15 protein-coding genes and 8 pseudogenes are annotated in these 24,472 nt (G+C 60.2%); 6 read left to right on the top strand and 17 right to left on the bottom strand.

What is annotated here, in order from left to right:
* Window positions 1-11: 11 nt before the first annotated feature.
* Entirely contained in the window at window positions 12-1,121 is a 1,110-nt protein-coding gene (locus RHM58_RS23655; protein ID WP_322268332.1) for a PilT/PilU family type 4a pilus ATPase, read from the bottom strand.
* 131 nt (window positions 1,122-1,252) lie between these two features.
* On the opposite strand from RHM58_RS23655, the gene RHM58_RS23650 reads away from it, so the two are divergent.
* On the top strand, window positions 1,253-3,790 hold the full coding sequence (locus RHM58_RS23650) for a PAS domain-containing protein (protein ID WP_201256889.1): 2,538 nt from the start codon (window positions 1,253-1,255) through the stop codon (window positions 3,788-3,790).
* Between the two features lie 54 nt (window positions 3,791-3,844).
* Window positions 3,845-4,119 (top strand): annotated as a pseudogene (locus tag RHM58_RS23645) (peptidylprolyl isomerase).
* A 166-nt stretch (window positions 4,120-4,285) separates the two neighbouring features.
* Here the strand turns inward: RHM58_RS23645 and RHM58_RS23640 are convergent.
* From RHM58_RS23640 to RHM58_RS23595, 10 genes and pseudogenes are all read right to left on the bottom strand, one after another.
* Window positions 4,286-5,223 (bottom strand): annotated as a pseudogene (locus RHM58_RS23640) (sugar kinase).
* A gap of 147 nt (window positions 5,224-5,370) precedes the next feature.
* Complete coding sequence (locus RHM58_RS23635) at window positions 5,371-6,588, bottom strand: amino acid deaminase (protein ID WP_322268331.1); 1,218 nt, start codon at window positions 6,586-6,588, stop codon at window positions 5,371-5,373.
* Window positions 6,589-6,627: 39 nt separating this feature from the next.
* Entirely contained in the window at window positions 6,628-7,392 is a 765-nt protein-coding gene (locus RHM58_RS23630; protein ID WP_322268330.1) for an IclR family transcriptional regulator, read from the bottom strand.
* Between the two features lie 146 nt (window positions 7,393-7,538).
* On the bottom strand, window positions 7,539-7,928 hold the full coding sequence (locus RHM58_RS23625) for a RidA family protein (RefSeq protein WP_322268329.1): 390 nt from the start codon (window positions 7,926-7,928) through the stop codon (window positions 7,539-7,541).
* A gap of 24 nt (window positions 7,929-7,952) precedes the next feature.
* Window positions 7,953-8,746, bottom strand: a pseudogene (locus RHM58_RS23620) (amino acid ABC transporter ATP-binding protein).
* Window positions 8,743-9,404 (bottom strand): annotated as a pseudogene (locus RHM58_RS23615) (amino acid ABC transporter permease). Before RHM58_RS23615 ends, RHM58_RS23620 begins: the two co-directional pseudogenes overlap by 4 nt.
* Window positions 9,405-9,413: 9 nt before the next feature.
* A complete protein-coding gene (locus RHM58_RS23610) occupies window positions 9,414-10,076 on the bottom strand; it encodes an amino acid ABC transporter permease (RefSeq protein WP_201204038.1) in 663 nt (220 codons plus the stop codon).
* 176 nt (window positions 10,077-10,252) lie between these two features.
* A complete protein-coding gene (locus RHM58_RS23605; protein ID WP_201204047.1) occupies window positions 10,253-11,101 on the bottom strand; it encodes a transporter substrate-binding domain-containing protein in 849 nt (282 codons plus the stop codon).
* A 308-nt stretch (window positions 11,102-11,409) separates the two neighbouring features.
* A complete protein-coding gene (locus tag RHM58_RS23600; RefSeq protein WP_201256892.1) occupies window positions 11,410-11,691 on the bottom strand; it encodes a type II toxin-antitoxin system RelE family toxin in 282 nt (93 codons plus the stop codon).
* Window positions 11,681-11,928 (bottom strand): annotated as a pseudogene (locus RHM58_RS23595) (type II toxin-antitoxin system Phd/YefM family antitoxin). Before RHM58_RS23595 ends, RHM58_RS23600 begins: the two are co-directional and overlap by 11 nt.
* Window positions 11,929-12,236: 308 nt before the next feature.
* Between RHM58_RS23595 and RHM58_RS23590 the strand changes: the two are divergent.
* A complete protein-coding gene (locus tag RHM58_RS23590; protein ID WP_201256894.1) occupies window positions 12,237-12,668 on the top strand; it encodes a thioredoxin family protein in 432 nt (143 codons plus the stop codon).
* A 142-nt stretch (window positions 12,669-12,810) separates the two neighbouring features.
* Here the strand turns inward: RHM58_RS23590 and RHM58_RS23585 are convergent.
* Window positions 12,811-14,368: pseudogene (locus RHM58_RS23585) on the bottom strand (TerC family protein).
* Window positions 14,369-14,753: 385 nt separating this feature from the next.
* A complete protein-coding gene (locus RHM58_RS23580) occupies window positions 14,754-15,620 on the bottom strand; it encodes a LysR family transcriptional regulator (protein ID WP_201256896.1) in 867 nt (288 codons plus the stop codon).
* Window positions 15,621-15,761: 141 nt separating this feature from the next.
* On the opposite strand from RHM58_RS23580, the gene RHM58_RS23575 reads away from it, so the two are divergent.
* Entirely contained in the window at window positions 15,762-17,288 is a 1,527-nt protein-coding gene (locus tag RHM58_RS23575; RefSeq protein ID WP_322268328.1) for an MFS transporter, read from the top strand.
* Here RHM58_RS23575 and RHM58_RS23570 read toward each other — a convergent pair.
* Entirely contained in the window at window positions 17,272-17,682 is a 411-nt protein-coding gene (locus RHM58_RS23570) for a MerR family transcriptional regulator (protein ID WP_201256898.1), read from the bottom strand. The two genes, RHM58_RS23575 and RHM58_RS23570, sit on opposite strands and share 17 nt — an antisense overlap.
* Before the next feature lie 78 nt (window positions 17,683-17,760).
* Between RHM58_RS23570 and RHM58_RS23565 the strand changes: the two are divergent.
* Both RHM58_RS23565 and poxB read left to right on the top strand, forming a co-directional pair.
* Window positions 17,761-18,986 (top strand): annotated as a pseudogene (locus RHM58_RS23565) (NADH:flavin oxidoreductase/NADH oxidase family protein).
* 83 nt (window positions 18,987-19,069) lie between these two features.
* The gene (poxB, locus tag RHM58_RS23560; protein WP_201256900.1) at window positions 19,070-20,794 is read left to right on the top strand and encodes a ubiquinone-dependent pyruvate dehydrogenase; all 1,725 of its coding nucleotides are present in this window, start codon (window positions 19,070-19,072) and stop codon (window positions 20,792-20,794) included.
* A gap of 195 nt (window positions 20,795-20,989) precedes the next feature.
* Here poxB and RHM58_RS23555 read toward each other — a convergent pair whose 3' ends face one another.
* The 3 genes and pseudogenes from RHM58_RS23555 to RHM58_RS23545 form a co-directional block, all read right to left on the bottom strand.
* Window positions 20,990-22,636 (bottom strand): phospholipase D-like domain-containing protein, encoded by a 1,647-nt coding sequence (locus RHM58_RS23555; RefSeq protein WP_322268327.1) that lies wholly within the window; start codon window positions 22,634-22,636, stop codon window positions 20,990-20,992.
* Between the two features lie 187 nt (window positions 22,637-22,823).
* Window positions 22,824-23,369 (bottom strand): vWA domain-containing protein, encoded by a 546-nt coding sequence (locus tag RHM58_RS23550; protein WP_201256902.1) that lies wholly within the window; start codon window positions 23,367-23,369, stop codon window positions 22,824-22,826.
* A gap of 100 nt (window positions 23,370-23,469) precedes the next feature.
* A pseudogene (locus RHM58_RS23545) lies at window positions 23,470-24,452 on the bottom strand (ATP-binding protein).
* Between the last annotated feature and the right edge of the window lie 20 nt (window positions 24,453-24,472).

Here is a 24,472-nt window from a genome sequence, read left to right as displayed (position 1 = left end):
TTTGACCGGTGTCAGTCCAGGAGTCCCCATTCACCGGGCGGTGGCTGTGGGCCCGGTACTGCATCGGCATGCAACTTCAACCGCAGCCGCAAGTTGTTCAGCGAATCCGCATGTTTCAACGCCTCGTCCTCACTGATCGCCCCCTCCACAACCAACGCATACAGCGCCCCGTCAAACGTCTGCATCCCCAGCTCCACCGACTTCTCCATGATCCCCTTGAGCTCATCAAATTCATTGCGCCGGATCAGGTCGGCAATGGTCGGCGTCCCCAGCATCACTTCCACCGCCGCCCGGCGTTGACCGTCGAGTGTGCGCACTAGCCGTTGAGAAACGAAGGCCTTGAGGTTGTTGGCCAGGTCATGCAGCAGTTGCTCCCGGCGCTCCTGCGGGAAGAAATTGATAATGCGGTCCAGCGCCTGGTTGGCGTTGTGGGCATGCAACGTGGAGATCACCAGATGGCCGGTGTCGGCAAACGTCAAGGCATGCTCCATGGTTTCGCGGTCGCGAATTTCACCGATCAGCACCACATCAGGTGCCTGGCGCAGGGTATTTTTCAATGCCGTATGAAAACTGCGGGTATCGACGCCGACTTCCCGCTGGTTAATGATCGATTTCTTGTGGCGATGGATATATTCCACCGGGTCTTCGATGGTGATGATATGGCCGCTGCTGTGGCGGTTGCGGTAATCGATCAAAGCCGCCAGGGACGTGGACTTACCCGAGTCTGTCGCGCCGACGAAGAGCATCAGCCCTTGTTTGAGCATCACGGTATCGAGCAGTACGGACGGCAGGTTGAGGTCTTCGAAGCGCGGAATGTCGAGTTTGATGTTGCGCGCCACGATCGATACGTCATTGCGCTGTTTGAAGATGTTGACCCGGAAGCGTCCGACCCCGGCCAGGGAGATAGCCAGGTTCATTTCCAGTTCTCGCTCGAACTCCAATCGCTGTTCGGCATCCATGATGGACGCGGCAATGGCAGCGACTTCCCCTGGTTTGAACCGTTGATCAGACAAGGATTTGAGCACACCGTCGAACCGTGCACTGGGTGGCGCGCCAGTGGAAAGGTAAAGATCGGAGCCCTCCTGGCTCGCCAGTTGCCGCAACAGCACATCGATTTCCATGGCAAAAAACACCCGCGAAGCATTCAATGAACAGATATGACCCGAAACAGTGACGCATCGGGCCATCCAGCGTCTACCGCCTAGCAAGGATAGTAGACGCAGCCACACCGACTTACGTGCAGGACATCTTGATGAACGCATCACCGACTGGCAGCGATGCCCAGGCCCTGATTGCCCGACTGGACTGGCGCCGCAGCCCTTTGGGCGCCGCCAGCACCTGGCCGCAGAGCTTGCGAACTGCGGTGGACATCGTGATTCACTCGCCCATGCCCATGCTCTTGCTGTGGGGCCCGCAGCTCACGCAGATCTACAACGACGGCTTCGCCCTGCTGGCGGGCAACAAGCATCCTCATGCTTTCGGACAGCCCGCGCACCAGATCTGGCCAGAATTAAAAGACTTTACTGACCCGATCTACAGCGCCGTCCTACAAGGACAGGTGCGTACCTACAGCGAACAACGCTTTACCTTGCAGCGCGACGGGCAAGATTCCGACTTCTGGCTGGACTTGACCTACAGTCCGATCCGCGATGAAAGCGCTCAGGTGGCCGGGATTCTGGTCACCGCCATCGAAACCAACGAGCGGCGCCGTATTGCCCTCGAACTCGAACAGCGCTCCGCCGCCAGCCTCAAGGCCCAGCACGAAACCGAACAGCGCCTGCAACTGGCCCTGGCCGCCACCGATGCGGTCGGCACCTGGGACTGGGACATAGGCGAAGACCGTTTCATCGCCGACGCCCACTTCGCGCAACTGCACGGTGTCGACCCGGCCATGGCCAGCCAGTTGCCGATCAGTGATTACCTGCATGGCGTCCACCCGGAAGACCGGGCGATGATTGCCCGCAGCATCAAGCATTGCATCACCCACGGCACCGAGTACGCCGAGGAATATCGCTTGCTGCAACCCGACGGCCAGTTGCGCTGGGTGTTTGCCCGGGGTCGTTGCTACAAGGACCACCATGGCCGGCCGATGCGCTTTCTCGGCGCAGCCCTCGACCTGACTGAACGCAAACACACTGAACAAGCCTTGCGCCAGAGCCAGACTGAGCTGCAGTTGATCATCAACGCCATGCCGATCCTGATCAGCTACGTCGACCGCGAGGAACGCTTCCGCCTGAACAACGCCGCGTACCTCGACTGGTACGGCCTGACGCCTCAGGAGCTGTTTGGCAAAACCATCCATGAAGTGCTCGGTGACGAGAACTATTCCACCCGCGCCCACTACGTTGCCGAGGCGCTGGCCGGCCGGCCCTGCTCGTTCAGTATCGACACCCCGCATCGGGACGGCAGTATCCGCAGTGCCCTGATGAATTACTTGCCACGACACGGCTCAGACGGCTCGGTCAACGGTTTCTACATCTTCGTGATCGACGAAACCGAGCGTAAAGAAACCGAAGAAGCCCTGCGCAACCTCAATGAAACCCTCGAAGAGCGCGTGATCGCTCGTACGCAACAATTAGCCGAGGCCAATCAACGCCTGCAAAACGAGATGTTCGAGCGCGAGCGTGCCGAAGACGCGTTACGGCATGCGCAGAAGATGGAAGCGGTGGGTCAACTCACCGGCGGTATCGCCCATGACTTCAACAACATGCTCACCGGGATTATCGGCAGTCTCGACCTGATGCAGCGCTACATCGCCGATGGGCGCACCGCCGAGATCGGCCGTTTCACCGAAGCGGCGGTGTCCTCCGCCAACCGGGCAGCGGCCCTGACTCACCGCCTGCTGGCGTTCTCCCGCCGTCAGTCGCTGGACCGCAAACCGCTGAACGCCAATGAGTTGATTCATTCGCTCGAAGACCTGCTCAGCCGCACCAAGGGCGACCATATCGAGCTCATGCTGCAACTGGCCGACGATGTGTGGTCGGTCAGTACTGACGTCAGCCAACTGGAAAACGCCCTGCTCAACCTGGTGATCAACGCCCGGGACGCGATGCCCGATGGCGGCCGGTTGCTGATCGAAACGGCCAACGTCTACCTCGACGGCAGCGACAGCACGTCGCTCGAAGCAGTCAAGGCCGGGGACTATCTGATGATTGCCGTCAGCGACAACGGCACTGGCATGACACCGTCGGTGTTGGCCAAGGCGTTCGAGCCGTTCTTCACCACCAAACCCATCGGCCAGGGCACGGGCCTGGGGTTGTCGATGATCTACGGCTTTGCCCAGCAGTCAGGCGGACATGTCAGCCTCGACAGCCTGCCGGGCCAAGGCACCTGCGTACGCCTGTATTTGCCACGGTTGCACCTCGGTGCGCCGCAAGACACGTTGCTGCCGGTGACTGGCGACGCGCCCTCGGCGATTGCCGGCGAAACGGTGGTGCTGGTGGAAGACGATCCGGCGGTGCGCATGCTGGTGCTCGATTTGCTCAATGAGCTGGGCTATCACGCCCATGAAGCCGAAGACGCCAGGGCGGCCCTGCCTTTGCTCGAGTCCGACTTGCGCGTGGACCTGTTGGTGACCGACGTCGGGCTGCCGGGGATGAATGGCCGGCAACTGGCGGAAATCGCCCGTCAGCATCGCCCGGACCTCAAAGTGTTGTTTATGACGGGTTACGCGGAGAAAGCCGCCGAACGCCAGGGTTTCCTGGAGGAAGGCATGGACATGGTGGCCAAACCGTTTTCCATCGACCTGCTGGCCAACAAGATTCGCACGATGATCGGCCAACCAGAGTGAGTTGAGGCATAATCCCGCGCCCCGTTGTCACCACCGTTGCAAGGTACCTGCCCCATGAAAGCTCAAGCCCGCCATATTCTGGTGAAAACCTCGGAAGAAGCCGAGCAGCTCAAACAACGCATCGCCAAGGGCGAAGCCTTCGATGTGCTGGCCAAAAATACTCCACCTGCCCGTCCGGCAAGCGCGGCGGCGATTTGGGTGAAGTGCGGCCGGGGCAGATGGTTGGAGTGATTGACGCGGTGATCTTCAAGAAACCGCTGCGGGTGGTGCATGGGCCGCTCAAGAGCAAGTTCGGGTATCACTTGGTGCAGGTGTTTTATCGGGATTGAGCGGTTGGCTTGAGGGCCTCTGTGGCGATGGGGCTTGCCCCGTTCGGCTGCGCAGCAGTCGTAAGCCTGTGGATTCGGTTTATCTGAAAGAATGCCGGGGCGGCTTCGCCACCCAACGGGGGCAAGCCCCCTCACCACAAAATCTCTTCACCGCAGAGATTGTGTTTCAGGTTTTGGGAATGAGTGCACCCGGGACTTGAATCACTTGGCTCGCCAACCGATGCCCCGCCTCGGCCGCCTCAACCGGGCTCCCGCCCTTGAGCCGACTCGCCAGATACGCCGCACTGAACGAATCCCCCGCCGCCGTGGTGTCCACCACGCGCTCGACCTTCTGCGCCGGCACTTCGAACGACTCACCGCCACAGCGAATCAAGCACGCCTCGGCGCCACGCTTGAGCACCACTTCCGGTGTGCCGATCTGCTCGTAGGCGTCAAACACTGCCTCGCTATCGGAAAAATGAAACAGTGCCTGTTCGTCATCGACGGTCAGCAGCGCCAGGTCCACGTACGGCAAGACACTGCGATACGCAGCCCGCGCCTCCTCCAGCGATGCCCACAGCCGCGGCCGGTAGTTGTTGTCGAAGACAATTCGCGCATCCCGCTGCCGGGCCTCGGTCAGGGTTTCCAGTAACTTCTCCCGACCTTGCTCGCCCAGCACCGCCAGAGTGATGCCACTGAAATACAGCACGTCGTAATCCGGCAATGCCGCCAGTATCGGTGCGGCTGCCGGGGTGGTGAAGCAACTCGCGCACGGCGGCTTCGTTGCGCCAGTAAAGGAAGCGCCGCTCGCCAGCGGCATCGGTCTGGATGCAATACAAGCCTGGCAAGCGACCGGGTAACCGCTGGACCATCTCCAGGCCAATGTTTTCGGCCGCCCAGCTCTGGCACATCGCATCGCTGAAGCTGTCATCGCCCAGGGCGGTGACGTAATCCACCGTGCCACCTTCGCCCAGTTCCCGGGACAGGTAGACCGCCGTGTTCAGGGTGTCGCCGCCGAAGCTTTGTTGCAGGCTTGCCATCGGCCCGCTGCTGCAACTCGATCATGCACTCGCCGATCAGGGCGATGCGCGGGGTGTTGGGGCCGAGGGTGTTGATGGTGTTCATGGGTGTGGGGTCTCAGGTGATGCGATGTTGTCTGGAAGGATGCCTTCGCGGGCAAGCCTCGCTCCTACAGGTTTGCGATCACTCGCGAACAACACGATCCCGTAGGAGCAAAGCTTGCACGCGAAGGCCGCACCTCGGTTTCAGGCCTTAGAAACAGGTTTCCATGGTTTCAATCACCTGCAACCGCTCATCCACCAGACACCCGGTGCGCCACTTGTCGAACGTCAGGCACGGATGTGAAGTACCGAAAGAAATGATGTCCCCCACCCGCAATTCAACCCCCGGCGCCACGGTCATGAACGCATGCTGGTCCATCACCGCCGTCACCTTGCAGGCGCTCACATCGTCGCCCACCGCCGGCAGCACGCCGGCCTTGTAACGCAACAACGGCACCGGCAGGCCGGCGTCATACGCCACATCGCGCTTACCGAGGGCGATCACTGCGAAGCCTGGTTCCGGCATCGACTGAACATGCGCCCAGATTTCCAGCGCCGGACGCAAACCTTCATGCAAATCGCTGCGACGGTCGAGCACGCAGCACTGCGCTTCTTTATAGATGCCATGGTCGTGGGCGACGTAACTGCCGGGGCGCAGCACGCTGAGAAAGCGCCCGCCGGCGTTCTGGGCTTCGAAGGATTCGGCAATCAGGTCGTACCAGGCAGAGCCCGAAGCGGTGATGATCGGCTTGGGAATTGCGAACGCCCCGCTGTCCTGCAACTGCACCGCCAGACGCACCAGGGAAGAAGCAAACTCACGGATGCCGCTGACCGCGTGATCGCCATGAATCACCCCTTCGTAGCCCTCGATACCGGTCAACGCCAGCGCCGGCTGCGCTGTGATGGCTTTGGCCAGCTCGATCACTTCCAGCTCGCTGCGGCAGCCGCAACGACCGCCGACCACACCGTATTCGATCATCACGTTCAACCGCACGCCGCGGGAGGCGAAGTACGCGCCGAGGTCAGCAACGTTGTCCGGGTGATCGACCATGCAATGGAATTCGAAAGTCGGGTCCGCCAGCAAGTCAGCGATCAACGCCATGTTCGGCGTGCCGACCAGTTGGTTGGCCATCAACACCCGACGCACGCCATGGGCGTAAGCGGCACGGGTCTGGGTCGCGCTGGCCAGGGTGATGCCCCAGGCGCCGGCGTCCAGTTGGCGGCGAAACAGCGCCGGGGTCATGCTGGTTTTACCGTGGGGCGCCAGTTCCGCGCCGCTGTTGCTGACAAACGCCTGCATCCAGCGAATGTTGTGTTCCAGCGCTTCACGGTGCAACACCAGCGCCGGCAGGCTGACGTCGCGCACCAGATGCGCGCCGGTGTGCGCAAAGCCCTTTTCTACGGCAGCAGTCGATTCGGCAGAAGACATGGTCAAACTCCTTACATTCGCGGCCGCAAGCAGCCGCTGTTACTCGTTGATACGCCGGGCCAGGTTGTTGGCGCTGTCGATCAGCACCCGGCGATAGTCGTTGTAATTGTTCTTGGCGTCGGCCCGAGGGGCAACGATGCACAGGGTTGCAATGGCGATGCCGCTGGGGTCTTTGACCGGGGCGGCGAAGCAATGGGTAAAAGTATCGGCGACGCTATCGAAAGAGAAAAACCCATCGAGGCCAGCCTGGCGGATTTCCTGGAGAAACTGTTCCAGCGGCAGGCGTTCGCCGTTGGGCAGGATAAAGTCGTCGTAGTCGATCAGGTCGATGATTGCCTGGTCGCTCAAGTGCGAGAGCAGCAGGCGTCCGGACGCGGTCCAGGGAATTGGCGCGTTTTCGCCGATGTCCGAGGAAATGCGGAAATGCCGCTCGCCCTCTTTCATCAGCGCAACGGTGTACTTGCGACCATTGAGCAGGCACATCTGCGCGGTTTCGCGGGTCTGGCTGACGATTTCCTGCAAGGCGTGATCGGCCTCACGGGTCAGGTCGAAATGGCGCAGGTGCGCCTGCCCGAGGAAGTACAGCTGGCGGCCGAGGTAAACGTGACCGTCCTTGCCCACGGCCTCGAGGATGCGCCGTTCCAACAGCGAGGCCACCAGTTCGTAGACCGTGGATTTCGGGCTGCCGATGCCGCTGGCGATTTCGTTCGGGCGCAGGGGCTGGCCGATCTCCTTGAGGAAATCGAGGATATCGAACGCCCGGTCCAGACCGCGTGCCCGGCGTTTGATGGTGTCTTCGGTCATGTCATCAGGTTCCCATTCAAAGTGCCGGGAGTTTACCTAGAGTGCAGCGGCGACCGTTAGGCCGTCTTCGCGGGTAAACCACGCTCCCACATTGGAATGCGTTCTCCTGTGGGAGCGTGGCTTGCCCGCGATGGGCGCGACTCGGTTCAGGCCTTTTTCTTGTACGCGATGCAGTCAATCTCAACCTTGCAATCAACCATCATGTTCGCCTGCACGCAGGCCCGGGCCGGGGCGTGTTCGCTTTTGAAGTACTCGGAGAACACCTTGTTGAAACTCCAGAAATCCCGTGGATCTTCCAGCCACACACCAGCGCGCACTACGTCTTCGAGGCCATAACCGGCTTCTTCGAGGATGGCGATCAGGTTTTTCATAGTCTGGTGAGTCTGCTCGACGATACCGCCCACAATAATTTCGCCATCCAGCGACGGCACCTGGCCGGACACATGCAGCCAGCCATCGGCTTCAACGGCTCGGGCGAAAGGACGAGGCTGGCCGCCACCGGCGCTGCTACCGGTGCCGTAACGAGTAATGCTCATGAGTGTTTCTCCTGATTAATAGGGTTAAAAACGAGTGTTCTTGAGAAATTCCGCCAAACGCGGCGATTTCGGGTGTTCGAACAGTTCCTTGGGTGGCCCCTGCTCTTCGATTCGCCCTTGGTTCATGAAGACGATTTTGTCCGAGACTTCGAAGGCAAAACGCATTTCGTGGGTCACCAGCAGCATGGTCATGCCTTCATCGGCCAGGCCCTTGATCACGTTCAGCACTTCGCCGACCAGCTCCGGGTCGAGGGCCGAGGTGACTTCGTCGAACAGCATCAGGCTCGGGTTCATCGCAATCGCCCGGGCAATCGCCACCCGCTGTTGCTGACCGCCGGACAACTGGCCGGGATAGTGATCACGGCGTTCGTACAAGCCAACCCGCTCCAGCCATTTCTCGGCCAGCGCCACGGCTTCGTCCTTGTGCAGCTTTTTGACCTTGAGCAAACCGAGGGTGACGTTCTGCAACGCGGTCAGGTGCGCGAACAGGTTGAACTGCCTGGAACGACCATGCCGGTCATCGCGCGATGGCGGGCAATGACTTTTTCCGCGTGGCGTACACGTTTGCCGTTGACCTCGTCATAACCGATGGATTCGCCATCGAGCAGGATCTGCCCGCCCTGGAATTCTTCGAGCATGTTCACGCAACGCAGCAGCGTGGTCTTGCCCGAGCCGCTGGAACCGATCAGCGTGACCACGTTGCCGCGCTGCATGCTAAGGTCGACGCCCTTGAGCACTTCAAGCTTGCCGTATTGTTTGTGCAAGCCGCGAATGTCCAGCAGGGCCTGGCCGTTTTGTGCAGTAGAAGTCTGAGTCATGGCAAAGCCACCCGCTTTTCAATGTGCCGGCCGAGTAATTCGATGGCGTAGTTGATGACGAAAAAAGGAAACCGGCGAACAGGTAGAACTCGAGGGTCATGAAGGTCCGGGCGATGATCTGTTGCGTGCTGAGCAGCAACTCGGCCACGCCGATCACCGACAGCAAGGTCGAAGCCTTGACGATCTCGGTGGACGAATTGACCCAGGTCGGCAGGATCTGCCGCAACGCCTGAGGCAACAGCACATAGCCCAGCGATTGATAAAACGTCAGGCCAATCGCCTTGCTCGCTTCCATCTGCCCGCGAGGTAACGCTTGCAGCGCACCGCGCACGATCTCGGCGACGTGGGAGCCGCAAAACAACGTCAGCCCCAAGGCACCGGCCTGAAACGCACTGATCTGCCAGCCGAGCGCCGGCGCCATATAGAAGCAGGCCAGCACCAGCACAAACACCGGCGTGCCGCGAATCAGATCGACGTAGAAACGGAACGGCGCGCGCATCCAGACATTGCCGTACGTCAGCACCAGACCGGCAACAATGCCGATCATCGTGCCCAGCAAAATCGCCAGGGCCGAGCACTGCACCGTGACCAGAAAGCCCTGCCAAAGCACTTCCCGCGCCACCCACAACTCATGCAACCAACTAGGGGATTCGTACATGGGAGGCTCCTATCGGCGGATCGCCAGACGCTGCTCGAGGTAACGCAGGATCATGGCAATGAGGTAACAGGCCGCAACATAGAGCGCTGTGGTCACCATCCAGGTTTCAATCACCCGGTAGCTCTCGACATTGATCTTGCGCGCGTAATAGGTCAGCTCAGGCACCGCAATTGCGGCCGCCAGCGAGGTGTCCTTGAACAGCGAAATGAAGTTGTTCGACAGCGCCGGCAGCACGTTGCGCAGCATCACCGGCACAGTGACGTAGGCCTTGACCTGCCACTCGCCGAGCCCGATGGCCAACCCGGCTTCACGCTGGCCCTTGGGAATGCTCAACAGCCCGCCACGGAACACTTCGGTCAGGTAAGCCCCGGCATACAGCGACAGGGTGATGATGAACGAAGGGATCTTGTCCAGCCGAATGCCCAGGCTCGGCAACGCGAAGTAGATCAACAGAATCAACACCAGAATCGGCGTGTTACGGATCACCGTCACGTACACCGACGCCAGCACCCGCAACGCGCGATGCTTGGATAACAAAGCAAACGCCATCAGCAGGCCGATCACGCAGCCGATGGCGATCGACACCAGCGCCAGCTCAAGGCCCAGACCGAGCCCCGCTAACAAACTGGGGAAATCGCGCCACACGGCGGCAAAGTTCAACTGATAGTTCATGGTCAGCAGTACCTTGAACGGGGCGCCTTCATAGCCGCCCCGCTCATCATTTTAGAAATGGAAACGTCGCGAGCGAAGGAAAGACAAGGCGAAAACAGGCGAGAAAGCGGAGTTGGCTTTAGCCAATGAGCATTTCGAGGCTGTTTTCAACGCAGTATTTTCGAGCGCAGCAGTTTTCATTTGAATTCGACGGGGAAACCGATGGCTGGGGTAGGCAGATCGACACCGAACCATTGTTTGAACGACGCCGCGTAAGTCGGAAACTCGACGCCGGTCATCGCTTCATGCAGCACCGTGTTGACGAAGTTCAGCCAATCCTGATCGCCACGTTTAACGGCGCAGGCGTAGGTTTGCGGGCTCCAGGCGTAGGTCGGGCTGCGATAGCGGCCAGGGTTTTGCACCATCAGGTATTTGACCGACGACTGATCGGTGGCGGCGGCATCGGCACGACCAGAGTTCACGGCTTGATACATCAAGTCGACGCTGTCGTACTGGTCGACCTTGGCTTTGGGCAGCGCCTGATGCACCAGCTCTTCGGCGTACACGTTTTGCAGCACCGCCACGGTCACGCTGTCGCCAGCCGCTTGCAGGTCTTCGATTTCCTTGTACTTGCTGTTGTTGGGTAACAGCAGGCCGACGCCTTCGCGGTAGTACGGCAGGGTGAATGCAACCTGCTGCGCACGGCTGGCGGTAACGGTAATGAACTGGCAACTGATGTCGACTTTGTCCGTCAGCAGGTTCGGAATCCGCGCATCGGACGACTGCACCACGTACTCAACCTTGCTCGGGTCGTTGAACAAACCCTTGGCAATCATGTGCCCGATATCGATATCAAAACCCTGCAACTTGCCGTCCGCCCCCTGGAAGTGCCACGGCGCGTTGGTACTCCCCGTACCCACAATCAATTTCCCACGGGTCAGCACGCTATCGAGCTTGCTGTCCGCTGCCTGGGCAACACCCACGGCAGCGGCCGAAGCCGCGAGAATCAAAACACACGCTTTGAACAAGGAAGGTCGGCGATGCATGGCAAGCACTCCAGATGATATGTATTCCGCTATACCGGAAGTAGGTATGTAACAACGGAATAGACAGCAGAAAGTGTGCCATAGAATGTAGGGCGATGCTGGAGCGGTTGAAAAGTGTTTTGAATCAAATGGATAGGTGATGGCGCGGTTAAAGCGTTACCAAACGCACAGGTTATCGAACGCTACCGTTGGCTACAGCGGGCGGGTACTTGCTTCACAATTGGGCTTCGACGAGCTGATTCGGTGCAGGCCTGCACTCGAAGGATTAAAACTGGAAAACCTACGGAAATATAAAGCGATTCGGTGCACTATCGCTCGCCTGCATCCTTGTAAACATCACCGCGCTCTCTTTTCCCCACAGCGATGACCGTCACTACGAGTACCTCATCTTTCACGCGGTAAACCATTCGATACCCTGCACTCCGTAGCGTGATCTTATAAGCATTTCCAAGTCCGCTGAGTCTGTCTGCAGGTACGTGCGGGTTTACAAGTCGCTCTTGTAGCTTTTTCTTAAACTGCTCCCTCAGGTTAACCCCGAGTTTTTTCCATTCTTTCCAGGCCTTTTCAGAAAACTCCAGCTCATAGGTCATCAATGGAAACCTTTATGGTCGGATCGTTTTCCCGCTCTTTACACAGAGCGATCAATTCCAAATCATCCAGACGACTCATCAAGGCTTCGTACTCTTTGGCGGGCACACAATAGAAGGCCGGCTCGTTGCGGTTTAGGATCGCTACAGACAGACCACCGCCGGCAGCTACCGTACCCATCGGGTTTTTTTCAGTTCAGAGATGCTCGCTACTACCTGCGAAAGCACGATATGTGTCATGAAGTTATTCCTTAGGGTGCTTTAAGAAGTGCTAAAAATAGCACCCGGAAGCGTATCTGGCCCTATTCTTTTGACATAAAGGCCGCGTTCAATACCTGCCGCACACCCCTCTACGAAGGCCTAAAAAGTATCACGCCACACGCTTCTGTATTTCCGCGTTTGCCGTCAGGCGTGTCTTGCAAGACGGTGGGGCATATCCCAATGAGCGTAGGAAAGCTCATCACCTGTAATTTCTGACAGTAGACCCGCCCCTCACCCTCCTTTAACGTCATCAAGCCTTAGATGCTCGTTGTGAAAAGGAGCTTTCAATGACCTCGACAACCACTCCCATCGCGCTAGCCCCGACCTACCGCAAAGCCCTGAAAACCTGGCGCCCGGTAATCCTGTATTTCGGCAATCAGCACTGCCCTGCGTGCGAAGAGGCCGGGCCGATTTTTCGCGGGATCGCCGAGCCGTATCGGCAGCGGGCGGACATCTACATGTTGAACACCAGCGAATCGCCGCGGCACCCGAATGTCACCGGGACGCCGACTGTGTTGTTTTACAAGGATGGGAGACTGCTGAAAAAGCTTAAAGGGATTGGTACTCCGCAAACCTTGGCAGCGGACTTTGTAGTGCACATTGGCAAGGTGAAACCCAGGTTTACGGCTCGAAAGCCGAAACATGACCTGGCGTGGTTGCGTCGGACTTTGCGTAGGTTGTGTACGGTGGCTCGGGCTCATCAGCTGAGCAGGGTTTGAGTCGTTTAGCGTTTGGTAGATTGCCTTCGCGAGCAAGCCCGCTCCCACATTAGACCTGCGGTGAACACATTATTTGTGAACACCACCGACCACCTGTGGGAGCGGGCTTGCTCGCGAAGAGGCCCTCAAGCCCGGCGCAAAATCACCCGCCGACGCGCGCCAACATCACCCGCGTCACCCGCCGCTCTTCAACCGCCACCACCGTCATCATCCAGCCGTCCCACTCATGGCTGTCACCGATCATCGGCAGGCGATCCAGCACGCTCATCACCAACCCGGCGAGGGTTTGATAATCATCAGTAGGTTGCGCGCTGAAACCCGTGCGCTGGCGCACCCGCGCCAGGTTCAATGCGCCGCTGACCATGAACCCGCCCTGCTCTTCCAGCACATCCGGGCCTTCGATTTCGCTGGCATCCGGCAGTTCGCCGGCGATCGACTCGAGAATGTCGGTCATGGTCAGCACGCCGACGAAGTCACCGAATTCATTGACCACAAAGGCAATGTGGGTCGAGGCTTTGCGCATCTGTTCCAAAGCATTAAGGATCGAATAACTGTCCAGTAAGTTGATGGTTTTGCGCGCCAGGTCTTCGAGGTCGGGCTCGTTGCCGCCCAGGTATTCCTTCAACAGTTCCTTTTTGTGCACGAAGCCCAGCGGCTCATCCACCGCGCCGCCGAATCAGCGGCAGGCGCGAGTAGGACGAATGCATCAGCTGTGTACGAATGGTCTCGGCATCGTCAGATAAATCGATGTGGTCGACATCGGCCCGCACGGTCATCAAGGTGCGAATTGGCCGCTCGGCCAATTGCAGCACGCCACTGATCATCACCCGCTCGCGCCGGTCGAACAGCACTTCACTCGGCGCTGCACCGTTATCCAGCAAGTCGGCAATTTCCTCGCCAACCTCTTCCGCCGCCAAGGTGCGACCACCCAGCAAACGCATCACCGCATGGGCGGTACGTTCGCGCACCGGTCGCAGGCCCTGCAGGGAGCGTTTGCGCCGGGCCCGGGCGATCTGGTTGAACACTTCGATCAGGATCGAGAAGCCGATGGCCGCATACAGGTAGCCCTTGGGAATGTGGAACCCCAGGCCCTCGGCGGTCAGGGCGAAGCCGATCATCATCAAGAAGCCCAGACAGAGCATGATCACCGTCGGGTGTTCGTTGACGAATCGGGTCAGCGGCTTGCTGGCGACGATCATCAGGCCGATGGAAATAATCACCGCGATCATCATCACCGCCAGTTCATCGACCATGCCCACGGCGGTAATCACCGCATCGAGGGAGAACACCGCATCGAGCACCACGATCTGCGCCACGATCGGCCAGAACATCGCATAAGCGCTGTTGCTGGCGCGCTGGCCGATATGACCTTCGAGCCGTTCATGCAATTCCATGGTGGCCTTGAACAACAGGAACACACCGCCGAACAGCATGATCAGGTCTCGGCCCGAGAAGCTCTTGTCGAACACCTCGAACAGCGGCTGAGTCAGGGTCACCAGCCAGGAAATACTCGCCAGCAAGCCAAGGCGCATCAGCAGCGCGAGGGACAAACCGATGATCCGCGCACGGTCACGCTGCTCCGGCGGCAACTTGTCCGCCAGGATCGCAATAAACACCAGGTTGTCGATGCCCAGCACCAGTTCCAGCACGATCAAGGTCAACAGGCCCAGCCACGCGGTGGGGTCAGCTATCCATTCCATAAAATTATCTCGATCTCTTCAGCGAATTCAGAATGCCGGGCACGGCAAGGTGCGGCGCGAGGGCCGTTGGGCTGCGATGAAAAAGATAGACTGGAATCGGAAAACCGGGTGTTTGGCGTGCGTCAGGGTTGGGCGCAGGCGCGAGATGAAGGGCTGACTGGGAGGCTCCGAGAGGGTGTTCATGCAGGTCCTGAAAGGAAAAAGGACTTGGAGCGTACAGGTGATGGCGACATTTCCTACAGCGGGAAATTATTACAAGATCTGTATTCCTTCTAAGGTGGTGGTGTTTTTGAGGACGCCTTCGCGAGCAAGCCCGCTCCCACAGGGGATCTCGAGCTTCCACAAAACCAATGTGGGAGCGGGCTTACTCGCGAAGCTTTTGCTTTTAGCTATTTCTGATCTGCTCGATATACCTGGCCACCACCGCCGACTTCTCAAACCGCCGATAAACCATCGACAACCAAGAACTCGCCTCACATCCTTCGATCACCCGGTACACCACACCCGGCAACCCCACATGCCCGACCACCGATTCCGGCACCACCGCCACGCCCTGTCCCAGCGACACCAGGGCAATCACCGCCACTAAGCCGCCCGGTTGCGCCCCCAGGGTCGGTGCGAAACCACCCTGCGCGGCGACTTGCAACGTGCCGCTGATTTGCTCCGGCAGGATGAAGGTTTCATTTTGCAAATGCGCCGGGCTGATCTGCGGTAAGCGACACAGCCAGGAATCGCTCGACAGCGCCAGTACAAAGCCCTCCGAATCGAGGCGAATCGCTTCCAGCCCATCGGGCAAGGTCATCGGCGAGCGCACATAACCGATATCGAACCGACCTTCGATCACCAGGCCCGGCAGCGCGGCCATTGGACTTTCCCGCACATTCAGGCTGACGTCCGGACACTGGCGGCTAAACGCTTGCACCTGCTTTTGCAGCAACCCCGAGTACACCGCCGACGCCACGTAACCCAGTTCGATATGGCCAATATCGCCACGCCCGGCGCGCTGGGCATTGCGTTGGGCGAATTCGAATTGGCGCACCGTCGCTTCGGCTTCGATCACCAGCGCGGCGCCGGCCTCGGTCAGGCTGACATCGCGCTGGCGACGCAGGAACAACCGGGTGCCCAGTTCGGTTTCCATGTCCTGGATCTGCCGGCTCAAGGTCGGCGGTGCGATGCCGAGTTGTTCGGCGGCGCGGGTGAAGTTGCGCTGCCGGGCAACGGCCAGAAAGTAGCGGAAATGGCGTATGTCCATCGGTGTGTTAGCTCAAAGGTAATGAAGTCTCGACCGGCAGCTAACAAAGGCTGACTAGGAGCGGGATAAGCTTTCGATGCAGCCACAGTAGAGAGCCAAAACCATGTACGTCAAACACCTTACTCAAAAGGCAATCACCTCATGAACCGGGTCAGCCCACGCAAGACGCTTCTGACCGCCTCCGGGGTGTGTTCGCTGATCGTCCTCGACACTAATATTGTCGCCGTCACCCTGCCGACGATCGCCCGGGACCTGGGCGCTAATTTTGCCGACATCGAATGGGTCGTCAGTGCCTACATGCTGGCCTTCGCTGCGTTGTTACTGCCGGCAGGCAGTATCGCCGACCGCTTCGGCCGGCAGAAAACCCTGCTCTGGGGCCTGGGCATTTTTATTCTCGCTTCAATCGGTTGCGGTGCTGCACCGAGCGCGTTGTTGCTCGACATTGCCCGGGCGATCAAGGGTGTCGGCGCGGCGTTGCTGCTGACCTCGGCGCTGGCCTCGATCGGCCATACCTTTCACGACGAAGTGGAACGGGCCAAAGCCTGGGCGTTCTGGGGCGCGTGCATGGGCGTGGCGATGACGGCCGCGCCTACCCTCGGCGGGCTGATCACCGAATACGTGGGCTGGCGCTGGATTTTCTACCTCAACCTGCCGGTGGGTGTGCTGCTGATGGCGATGGTCTGGCGCAATGTGCCGGAATCCCGTGATACCCAATCCGCACGTCTCGATCCCTGGGGCAGCCTGGCGTTCAGCGCGAGTTTGTTATGTTTGATCTGGGGTTTGATCGAAGCCAACCGCGTCGGCTGGAGCAACCCGCTGACCTACGCCCGGCTGATCGGCGGCGCGCTGTTGCTGGGGCTGTTTGTCGTAATTGAACGGGTGCAGCAACGGCCGATGGTCGACCTGCAATTGTTCAAGCATCCGCGCTTCATCGGCGCGCTGCTGGGGATGTTTGCCTACGCCGGTTGCGCTCAAGTGATGATGACGTTGCTGCCGTTCTACCTGCAAAACGGCTTGGGTTTCTCGGCCATCGCCTCGGGGCTGGGGATGTTGCCGTTTGCCCTGACGATGTTGATCTGCCCGCGCATTGGTGCACGACTGGCGAACCGGTTTGAACCCGCGACCATGATGGCCGCCGGGCTGACACTGGTCGGCAGCGGCAACCTGCTCAGCGCCTGGGCAGTCAACAGCGGCGGCTACCTGCCCTTCGCGCTGGCGATTGCCGTAACCGGTGCCGGGGCCGGGCTGCTGAATGGCGACACGCAGAAAAACATCATGGCCTGCGTGCCTCGGGACCGCGCCGGCATGGCCTCGGGCATGAGCACCACCATGCGCTTTAGCGCGATCATGTTGGCCATCGGCGTGTTCGGCGCGTTGCTGGCCAGTCATACCGAGTTGTTGTTGCGTAACAGCCTGTCGGGGCAATGGCTCGATCAGACGCGAGGTATCGCCTCGCGGGTGGTGGCCGGTGACATGACGGCGGCGTTGGATCTGCTGCCGGACACCGCACGCAGCGTGGTCGAACCATTGGCCCGGCAGGCGTTCGTCGGCGGTTTCAGTCTGTTGCTGCTGGTCGCGGGGTTATTGGCATTACTGGGGGCGCTGGTGGTAGGCACGCTGATGCGCAATCCGATACCCGCACCCAACGCCATCAGCGCGTCTGCTTGAACGACGCCAGCACCCGCTCGGCATTGGCATCGCAGCCCATGCCCTCGGGCTTCGCTTGAATGTCGTCGATCACCGCCAGCAGCTTGGCCTTGCTCTGCGCCAGATGCTTTTGCATCTCTTCAATCTGCTCGACTTTGCGCGTAAGGCCCGCCAGCAGTTCGTCATGCTTGAATTCTCCGGTCGCAGTGTCTGGCATCAGTTGCTTCAACTCTTCCAGGCTGAACCCGGCCTGCTGGGCGCAATGGATCAGATACAGCGTTTGCAACACCTGCTCGGGATAATGCCGGTAGCCGTTGGCCCGGCGTTCCACTTTCTGGATCAGGCCCTGAGCCTCGTAAAACCGAATGCGCGACGGGTTGAACCCGCTCAGTTGCGCCAATTCACCAATCTTCATCTCAGCCTCATTTACCTGCTTGACATTAAAGTTAACTTTAAGCTTAGCCTCTACGCATCACTTATGAGGAGTCAAGCAATGTCGCCCTTCCAAGCGTTGAATTTGCCCAACGGCCAGACCATCGGCAATCGCATCGCCAAAGCTGCAATGGAAGAAAATCTCGCCGACACCCAACAAGACCTCCTTCGGATGCGTTGTTGCGCTTGTATCAAGCCTGGGCCGAGGGCGAAGCCGGGTTGTTGCTGACTGGCAACGTGATGATCGACCGTCGCGCCATGACCGGTCCCGGCGGCGTCGTGCTGGAGGACGAGCGGCACCTTCAACGTTTTCGTCAATGGGCGACCATTGGCCGGGCCGGTGGCGCGCAGTTCTGGGTGCAGCTCAACCATCCTGGCCGCCAGACCATGGCCAACCTTGGTCAGCAGGCCTTGGCGCCATCGGCAGTGGCGCTGGATCTTGGTGGGTTTTCGAAGATGTTCGCCGAGCCGAAGCCGATGACCGACAGCGATATCACCGAGGTGATCCAGCGCTTCGCCACCAGCGCCGCCCTGGCGGAAAAGGCTGGGTTCACCGGCGTGCAGATCCATGCGGCCCACGGATATTTGCTCAGCCAGTTTCTTTCGCCGCTGACCAACCGCCGCACCGACCAATGGGGCGGTTCACTGGAGAATCGTGCGCGCCTGCTACTCAATGTGGTCAGCGCAGTTCGCAACGTTGTGTCGCCGCAATTCTGTGTAGCGGTGAAGCTCAACTCTGCAGATTTCCAGCGCGGCGGCTTCGATGTCGACGATGCCAAACAAGTGATCCAGTGGCTCAACGAGCAGCAGATCGACTTGCTGGAACTGTCTGGCGGCAGCTATGAAGCCCCGGCCATGCAAGGCGAAGCGCGGGACGGCCGGACCCTGGCCCGAGAAGCGTACTTCCTGGAGATGGCCGGCGAACTGGCCAGCGTGGCGCGCATGCCGGTGATGGTGACTGGCGGGATTCGCCGTTTGGCCATCGTTGAACAAGTGCTCGACAGTGGCATCGCCATGGCCGGGATCGGTACCGCGATGGCAATTGAACCGCACCTGGTCAAACACTGGCGCGAAGGCCGGAACAGCCACCCACAACTGCCTCCAATACAGTGGAAGCGCAAACCCTTGGCCGCATTGGCGAGCATGGCGGTGGTGAAATTCCAGTTGCATCGCCTGAGTCGTGGACTCAAGCCTCGGCCGCAAGTCTCGGCGTTATGGGCATTGATCCGCGATCAGGTGTACATCGCCCGGCGCACCCGTCAGTACAAACAGGCCATGGCCAAGTAATCGTTAATCGGGGTGAGTCATGATCGCCATTGAGTTGTCCTCTTTTAATCCCGAGGACAACTCATCGATCACTGGAGCACCCCATGGCGAAAATCACCATTGCCCAGCAACTGGCAACCACCCTTGAACAGGCCGGCGTCAAACGCATCTGGGGCCTGACCGGCGACAGCCTCAACGGCCTGACCGAAGCCCTGCGCACCATGGACAGCATCGAATGGATGCACGTGCGTCACGAAGAAGTCGCGGCGTTTGCCGCCGGGGCCGAAGCGGCGGTCACCGGGGAACTGGCGGTGTGTGCCGGCAGTTGCGGGCCGGGCAACCTGCACTTGATCAACGGGTTGTTCGACTGCCACAAAAACCATGTGCCGGTGCTGGCCATTGCCGCGCAGATCCCCTCGTCCGAAATCGGCCTGAACTACTTTCAGGAAACCCATCCGCAGGACCTGTTCAAGGAATGCAGCCACTTCGTCGAACTGGTCAGCAACCCGGCGCAGATGCCGCAGGTGCTGCACCGGGCGATGCGTAGCGCGATCCTCAACCGTGGCGTCGCGGTGGTGGTGATTCCCGGTGACGTGGCATTGCAGGAAGTCGAAGACAACCTCAAACCCTGGCCGGCTCTATCCAAGCCGCGCACCCTGCCCGCGCCTCAGGACCTGGATCGACTGGTCGAACTGCTCAGCCAAAGCAAAGCCGTCACCCTGATGTGTGGCGCCGGGTGCGCTGGGGCCCACGATCAAGTGGTGGCGCTGGCCGATGCCCTCGGCGCGCCGGTGGTGCATGCCTTGCGCGGCAAGGAGCACGTGGAGTGGGACAACCCGTTCGACGTCGGCATGACCGGGCTCATCGGCTTTAGCTCCGGGTATCACGCGATGCTCAACTGCGACACGCTGGTGATGCTTGGCACCGACTTCCCGTACCGGCAGTTCTACCCCACCGACGCCACGATCATTCAGATCGACCACGACCCTCAGGCCCTCGGTCGGCGTACCACGCTGGACCTGGGCATCGCCGCTGACGTCAGCGAAACCCTCGCCGCGTTGCTGCCGCGCCTGCCATATCGCGGCGACCGGAGTTTTCTGGAATCGTCGCTCAAGCATTACGAGAAGGCACGCCAGGGCCTTGATGACCTGGCCCAGCCTTCCGCACCGGGCCGGCCGATTCACCCGCAATACCTGACCCGACTGCTCAGTGAACTGGCGGATGACGACGCGATCTTCACTGCCGACGTCGGCACCCCGACGGTGTGGGCGGCCCGATATCTGAAGATGAACGGCAAGCGCCGATTGCTCGGCTCGTTCAACCACGGCTCGATGGCGAACGCCATGCCGCAGGCCATTGGCGCGCAAGCGGTGTTTCCTGATCGGCAGGTGATTTCGTTGTCCGGCGACGGTGGTTTCAGCATGTTGATGGGGGATTTCATCTCACTGGCGCAGTTGAAATTGCCGGTGAAAATCATCGTCTACGACAACGCTTCATTGGGCTTCGTCGCCATGGAAATGAAGTCCGCCGGGATGCTCGATACCGGTACAGACCTGCACAACCCGGACTTTGCGGCGATGGCCAATGCCATGGGCATTCTCGGGATTCGGGTCGAGGAGTCGCAAGCGCTGGAGCCGGCATTGCGCCGGGCAATGGCCCATGACGGGCCGGTGCTGGTGGACGTGATTACCGCGACTCAGGAACTGGCCATGCCGCCGGCAATCAAGCTTGAGCAGGCCAAGGGGTTCAGCCTGTACATGCTCAAAGCGGTGATGAGTGGACGTGGCGATGAGGTGATTGAGTTGGCGCGGACTAACTGGTTTCGCTGAGAGGTGGTGTTGAATTGGCCGGCCCCATCGCGAGCAAGCTCGCTCCCACAGGTGATCTGGGTGATGGCAGCGATCACCTTCACACCGCAGAACCAATGTGGGAGCGGGCTTGCTCGCGAAGGCGCCGTTTCAGCCGACATCGATGTTGAATGAACCAGCGCTTTCGCGAGCAAGCCCGCTCCCACAAGGGGTTCTCTATCGTCCGGAGAATCGCAACCTGGACAGCTGCCGCAAATCCCCTTCCAGATAGTAATCATTGGTCCAGCTGTCATCCGCCGTCAAAGGCTGGACTTCCTTGAGCGCCAGTTTCTTCGCAAAGTACCTGAACCGGTAATGCTCATAAAACCGCAACAACTCCAACCCGTAACGGTCCGCCAGATCCGTATCGCCGCGAATGATCAGGAAGTTCTCATCATTGCCGTCGCTCGCCGACACGCTGAGGTTGTGGCTGCCGCTGATGATGGTCGGCGCGTCCGTGGTGAAGTCGGTGATGATGGCTTTGGTGTGTACCAGCAGATCGCCCTTCTGGCCTTTCATGTTTTCCTTGAGCCAGCCTTCCAGCCCGGTGTTGAGCAGTGCGGTGGCGGCGAACTCGGCGGTGCGGTCAGCATGGAAACCGGTGATGCTGCTGGCGGTGTTTTGCAGGCCGTAGCGCAAAATATCGTCGTGGGGCTGGCCGAGCAACGCATTGAGGATCTCGTCGGGCAACGCAAACGCCGTAACGAACAGCACATCCTTTTTCGCCGCGTTGATGATATCGACGAATTCCGTCAAATCACCCTGGCCCGAGCGCGGCGAGAAGCCGACAAACAGTGGCTGCGTCGGGTCCATCGGGTTGTTTTTGGTCAGCCAGGTTCGCGTGGCACCGACGTCCGCCGGGTTCGCCCACACCTCCTCGAAGGTTTGCAGGTAAAGGGTGCCGATTCGCACGTCATCCAGCACATGCACCACGTTGGCCTGACGGTAGACACCGTTGGCGGTGAAATTGGTGCTGCCACAAAGCACCGCTTGCGGCTGGTGCTCGCCGCCACCATCCACTTTGCTCAGGACAATGAACTTGTCGTGGAAGATGCTGTGGGTGACGCGTCCGCGCTTGTTTGCCGCCGGGATTTTTTCCAGGCTGGCCTCGTTCATCGTGGTGTCAGAATCGCCCGGTTTCGCGTGATACAGCACCCGCACCTTGACCCCACGGGCGAACGCGGCGTTTACCTCATCGATGATCGACTCTAACTGGTACTCGTAGATGGCGATGTCCAGCGCCCATTGATCGTCCAGCGCACGCTTGATAAACCCCAACAGGCGCCCAAGCAAACCGTTTTCCAGCCATTGTTGCGCAGCGATGGGCCAGTCTTCGATGGGCAGGTTTTTGTTGGCGCTGATCTGGGCGTCGAGGTCCGGAAACTTGCGCTGGAACGCCTGACTGGCGGCCACGGCCCGGTTGAAGATCACGCTCTGGTTTTTCGGCAGGCCATTGTCGGCGGTGATCGACAGCTCCAGAAGCTCACCCAGTTGCACCGCATCGGGCGTGCCGTAGGCCAGGTGGACGCGGTAATTCATCGTCGTCCCCGGAATAACGGCGTAATCGGCCCAGCGAAACTTCTGCAGCGGCGCGATATCGCTGGGGGTGGCGGCGTATTGGGGGAAGGTATGGACCTTGCCGGGAAAGGTCAGGCTGTTGAACAGGAACTCCCAGGGTTTGTCGCCCTGCTGTTTTTCGATGGCAAACCCCAGCAAGCCTTTGCGGCGGGGATCGGCCAGGTCCATGGCCAACAACACGCCGTTGGTGCCGGCGTAGGCTTTGACGCGGAAATCATCCTGACTGTTTGCGACTAGAACGCGCATGGGTCACTCCTGTGAATGGGTTGGCTTGGTTAGCATAGGGTATGCGATGCCGATTTGGGGGGCTGATCCTAAAGCGAGAGGATGCTTTCGCGAGCAAGCCCGCTCCCACAGGGGATCTCTGTCACAGCGAAGATCCCCTGTGGGAGCGGGCTTGCTCGCGAAGAGGCCGGCACAAACACCCGAGTACTCAGCCTGAAATCAGCTCATCAATATGCCGATACTCAGCCCGCAACTCGCTAGCCATCACCTTAGCCCGCCCAAGCCGAATCGGCCCGCGCTCGATATCAATCAGCAGCCCCGGACATTCCAGCACCGGCAACCCCGGCCATTCCTTTAACCGCCCATCAGTCACCAGCAACAACCGCTGTTGCTCCGCCGGAAAGCGTTTCTGCCGAGCGCTCAACCACTGCCCCGCCTCACTCAGCGCCGCGAGCAACGGCGTGCCACCGCCCGCGCCCAGCCGATCCAGCCAGTCGCGTAAACCGCTGGAAGCCTTCAATCCTTGCACCTGCCACTTCGGCGCGCTGCCGCTGGCAGTCAGTAACGCCAGACGCGCCCGCTGCCGGTAGGCGTCGTCGAACAGTTGCGCCAACAAGCCCTTGGCATCGCTCAACGCCTGATGACGCCGGGTCGAGGCCGAAGCGTCGACGATCACCAGCCAAAGTTCGTGGGCCGAACGAGTGCGCAAATGAAACAGCAAATCTTCATGCTGACGCGGGCGCCCATTGAGCAAGGTGCCGGGCCAGTTGATCGAACCTTGGGGTGCGGCGCGGCGCTTGCCTTGTCGGCCATTGTCCAGCCGTCCGGCGCGGGGTCTGGCATTCGCCCCCGCGTCAGATCGAGGGCGAATGCCTAGGGCTTTTTGGCCAGCTCGGCACGTCACGTCGGGCGCCGACCGGGAGTGCCTGGGCGGGCATTTCGCCCCACTGGCCCTGGCCTTCGCTCGGGTTGTCGTTTTGGCTGGAGGGCGCCTGGCTTTGTTGCGGTGCCGGTGGCGTCTGTTCGCGGCGGCGATGGCGCAAGGCAAACTCGGCGACCGCGTCGATATCTTCCTCGGCAATCGCTTTTGCCCCGCGCCAAGCCGCATGGGCCCGTGCGGCGCGCAGCCAGACCAGATCGGCGCGCAGGCCATCGACACCCGCAGCAAAACAGCGCTCGGTGATCTGCGCGAGCGCTGCGTCATCCAGAGGGATGCTCGCCAATGCGCTGCGCGCCTGCTGGCAGCGTCCGCGCAGGGATTGCTGCTGGTTTTCCCACTCAGCGCAGAAGCTTTGAGGATCGCTGTCGAAATCCAGTCGCCGACGGATGATCTGACCGCGCTCGGCCGGTGCGGTGTGGCCGCTAAGCGCGACGTTCAGGCCGAAGCGGTCAAGCAGTTGCGGACGCAGTTCACCCTCTTCCGGATTCATGGTGCCGATCAGCACGAACTTCGCCGAATGCCGATGGGAAATGCCGTCACGCTCGACCAGGTTGGTGCCGCTGGCGGCCACATCGAGCAGCAGGTCGACGAGGTGATCGGGCAGCAAATTGACCTCATCGACGTAAAGCACGCCGCCGTCAGCCTTGGCCAGCACGCCGGGGAAAACTGTGCACGACCCTCGCTCAGGGCGGCGTCGAGGTCAAGGGTGCCGACCAGTCGCTCTTCGGTGGCCCCCAAAGGCAAGGTGACGAATTGACCGCTGGCGAGCAGGTCGGCGAGACCCCGAGCGAGCGTCGACTTGGCCATGCCGCGCGGGCCTTCGATCAGTACGCCACCGATTTTCGGGTCGATAGCGGTCAGGTACAGCGCGAGCTTCAAATCGTCGGCGCCGACCACGGCGGAGAGCGGGAAATGGG

Source organism: Pseudomonas sp. 10S4, assembly GCF_034344865.1.
Lineage (GTDB): Bacteria > Pseudomonadota > Gammaproteobacteria > Pseudomonadales > Pseudomonadaceae > Aquipseudomonas.
This window is presented reverse-complemented; position numbering and strand designations above follow the sequence as displayed.

What these genes read in the sequence shown, in the direction of transcription:
- RHM58_RS23635 (WP_322268331.1), bottom strand. Translation starts at nt 6,588, where the DNA reads ATGTCTTCTGCCGAATCGACTGCTGCCGTAGAAAAGGGCTTTGCGCAC.
- RHM58_RS23610 (WP_201204038.1), bottom strand. Translation starts at nt 10,076, where the DNA reads ATGAACTATCAGTTGAACTTTGCCGCCGTGTGGCGCGATTTCCCCAGT.
- RHM58_RS23650 (WP_201256889.1), top strand. Translation starts at nt 1,253, where the DNA reads ATGAACGCATCACCGACTGGCAGCGATGCCCAGGCCCTGATTGCCCGA.
- RHM58_RS23555 (WP_322268327.1), bottom strand. Translation starts at nt 22,636, where the DNA reads ATGCGCGTTCTAGTCGCAAACAGTCAGGATGATTTCCGCGTCAAAGCC.
- RHM58_RS23575 (WP_322268328.1), top strand. Translation starts at nt 15,762, where the DNA reads ATGAACCGGGTCAGCCCACGCAAGACGCTTCTGACCGCCTCCGGGGTG.
- RHM58_RS23605 (WP_201204047.1), bottom strand. Translation starts at nt 11,101, where the DNA reads ATGCATCGCCGACCTTCCTTGTTCAAAGCGTGTGTTTTGATTCTCGCG.
- poxB (WP_201256900.1), top strand. Translation starts at nt 19,070, where the DNA reads ATGGCGAAAATCACCATTGCCCAGCAACTGGCAACCACCCTTGAACAG.
- RHM58_RS23590 (WP_201256894.1), top strand. Translation starts at nt 12,237, where the DNA reads ATGACCTCGACAACCACTCCCATCGCGCTAGCCCCGACCTACCGCAAA.
- RHM58_RS23570 (WP_201256898.1), bottom strand. Translation starts at nt 17,682, where the DNA reads ATGAAGATTGGTGAATTGGCGCAACTGAGCGGGTTCAACCCGTCGCGC.
- RHM58_RS23625 (WP_322268329.1), bottom strand. Translation starts at nt 7,928, where the DNA reads ATGAGCATTACTCGTTACGGCACCGGTAGCAGCGCCGGTGGCGGCCAG.
- RHM58_RS23655 (WP_322268332.1), bottom strand. Translation starts at nt 1,121, where the DNA reads ATGGAAATCGATGTGCTGTTGCGGCAACTGGCGAGCCAGGAGGGCTCC.
- RHM58_RS23600 (WP_201256892.1), bottom strand. Translation starts at nt 11,691, where the DNA reads ATGACCTATGAGCTGGAGTTTTCTGAAAAGGCCTGGAAAGAATGGAAA.
- RHM58_RS23630 (WP_322268330.1), bottom strand. Translation starts at nt 7,392, where the DNA reads ATGACCGAAGACACCATCAAACGCCGGGCACGCGGTCTGGACCGGGCG.
- RHM58_RS23580 (WP_201256896.1), bottom strand. Translation starts at nt 15,620, where the DNA reads ATGGACATACGCCATTTCCGCTACTTTCTGGCCGTTGCCCGGCAGCGC.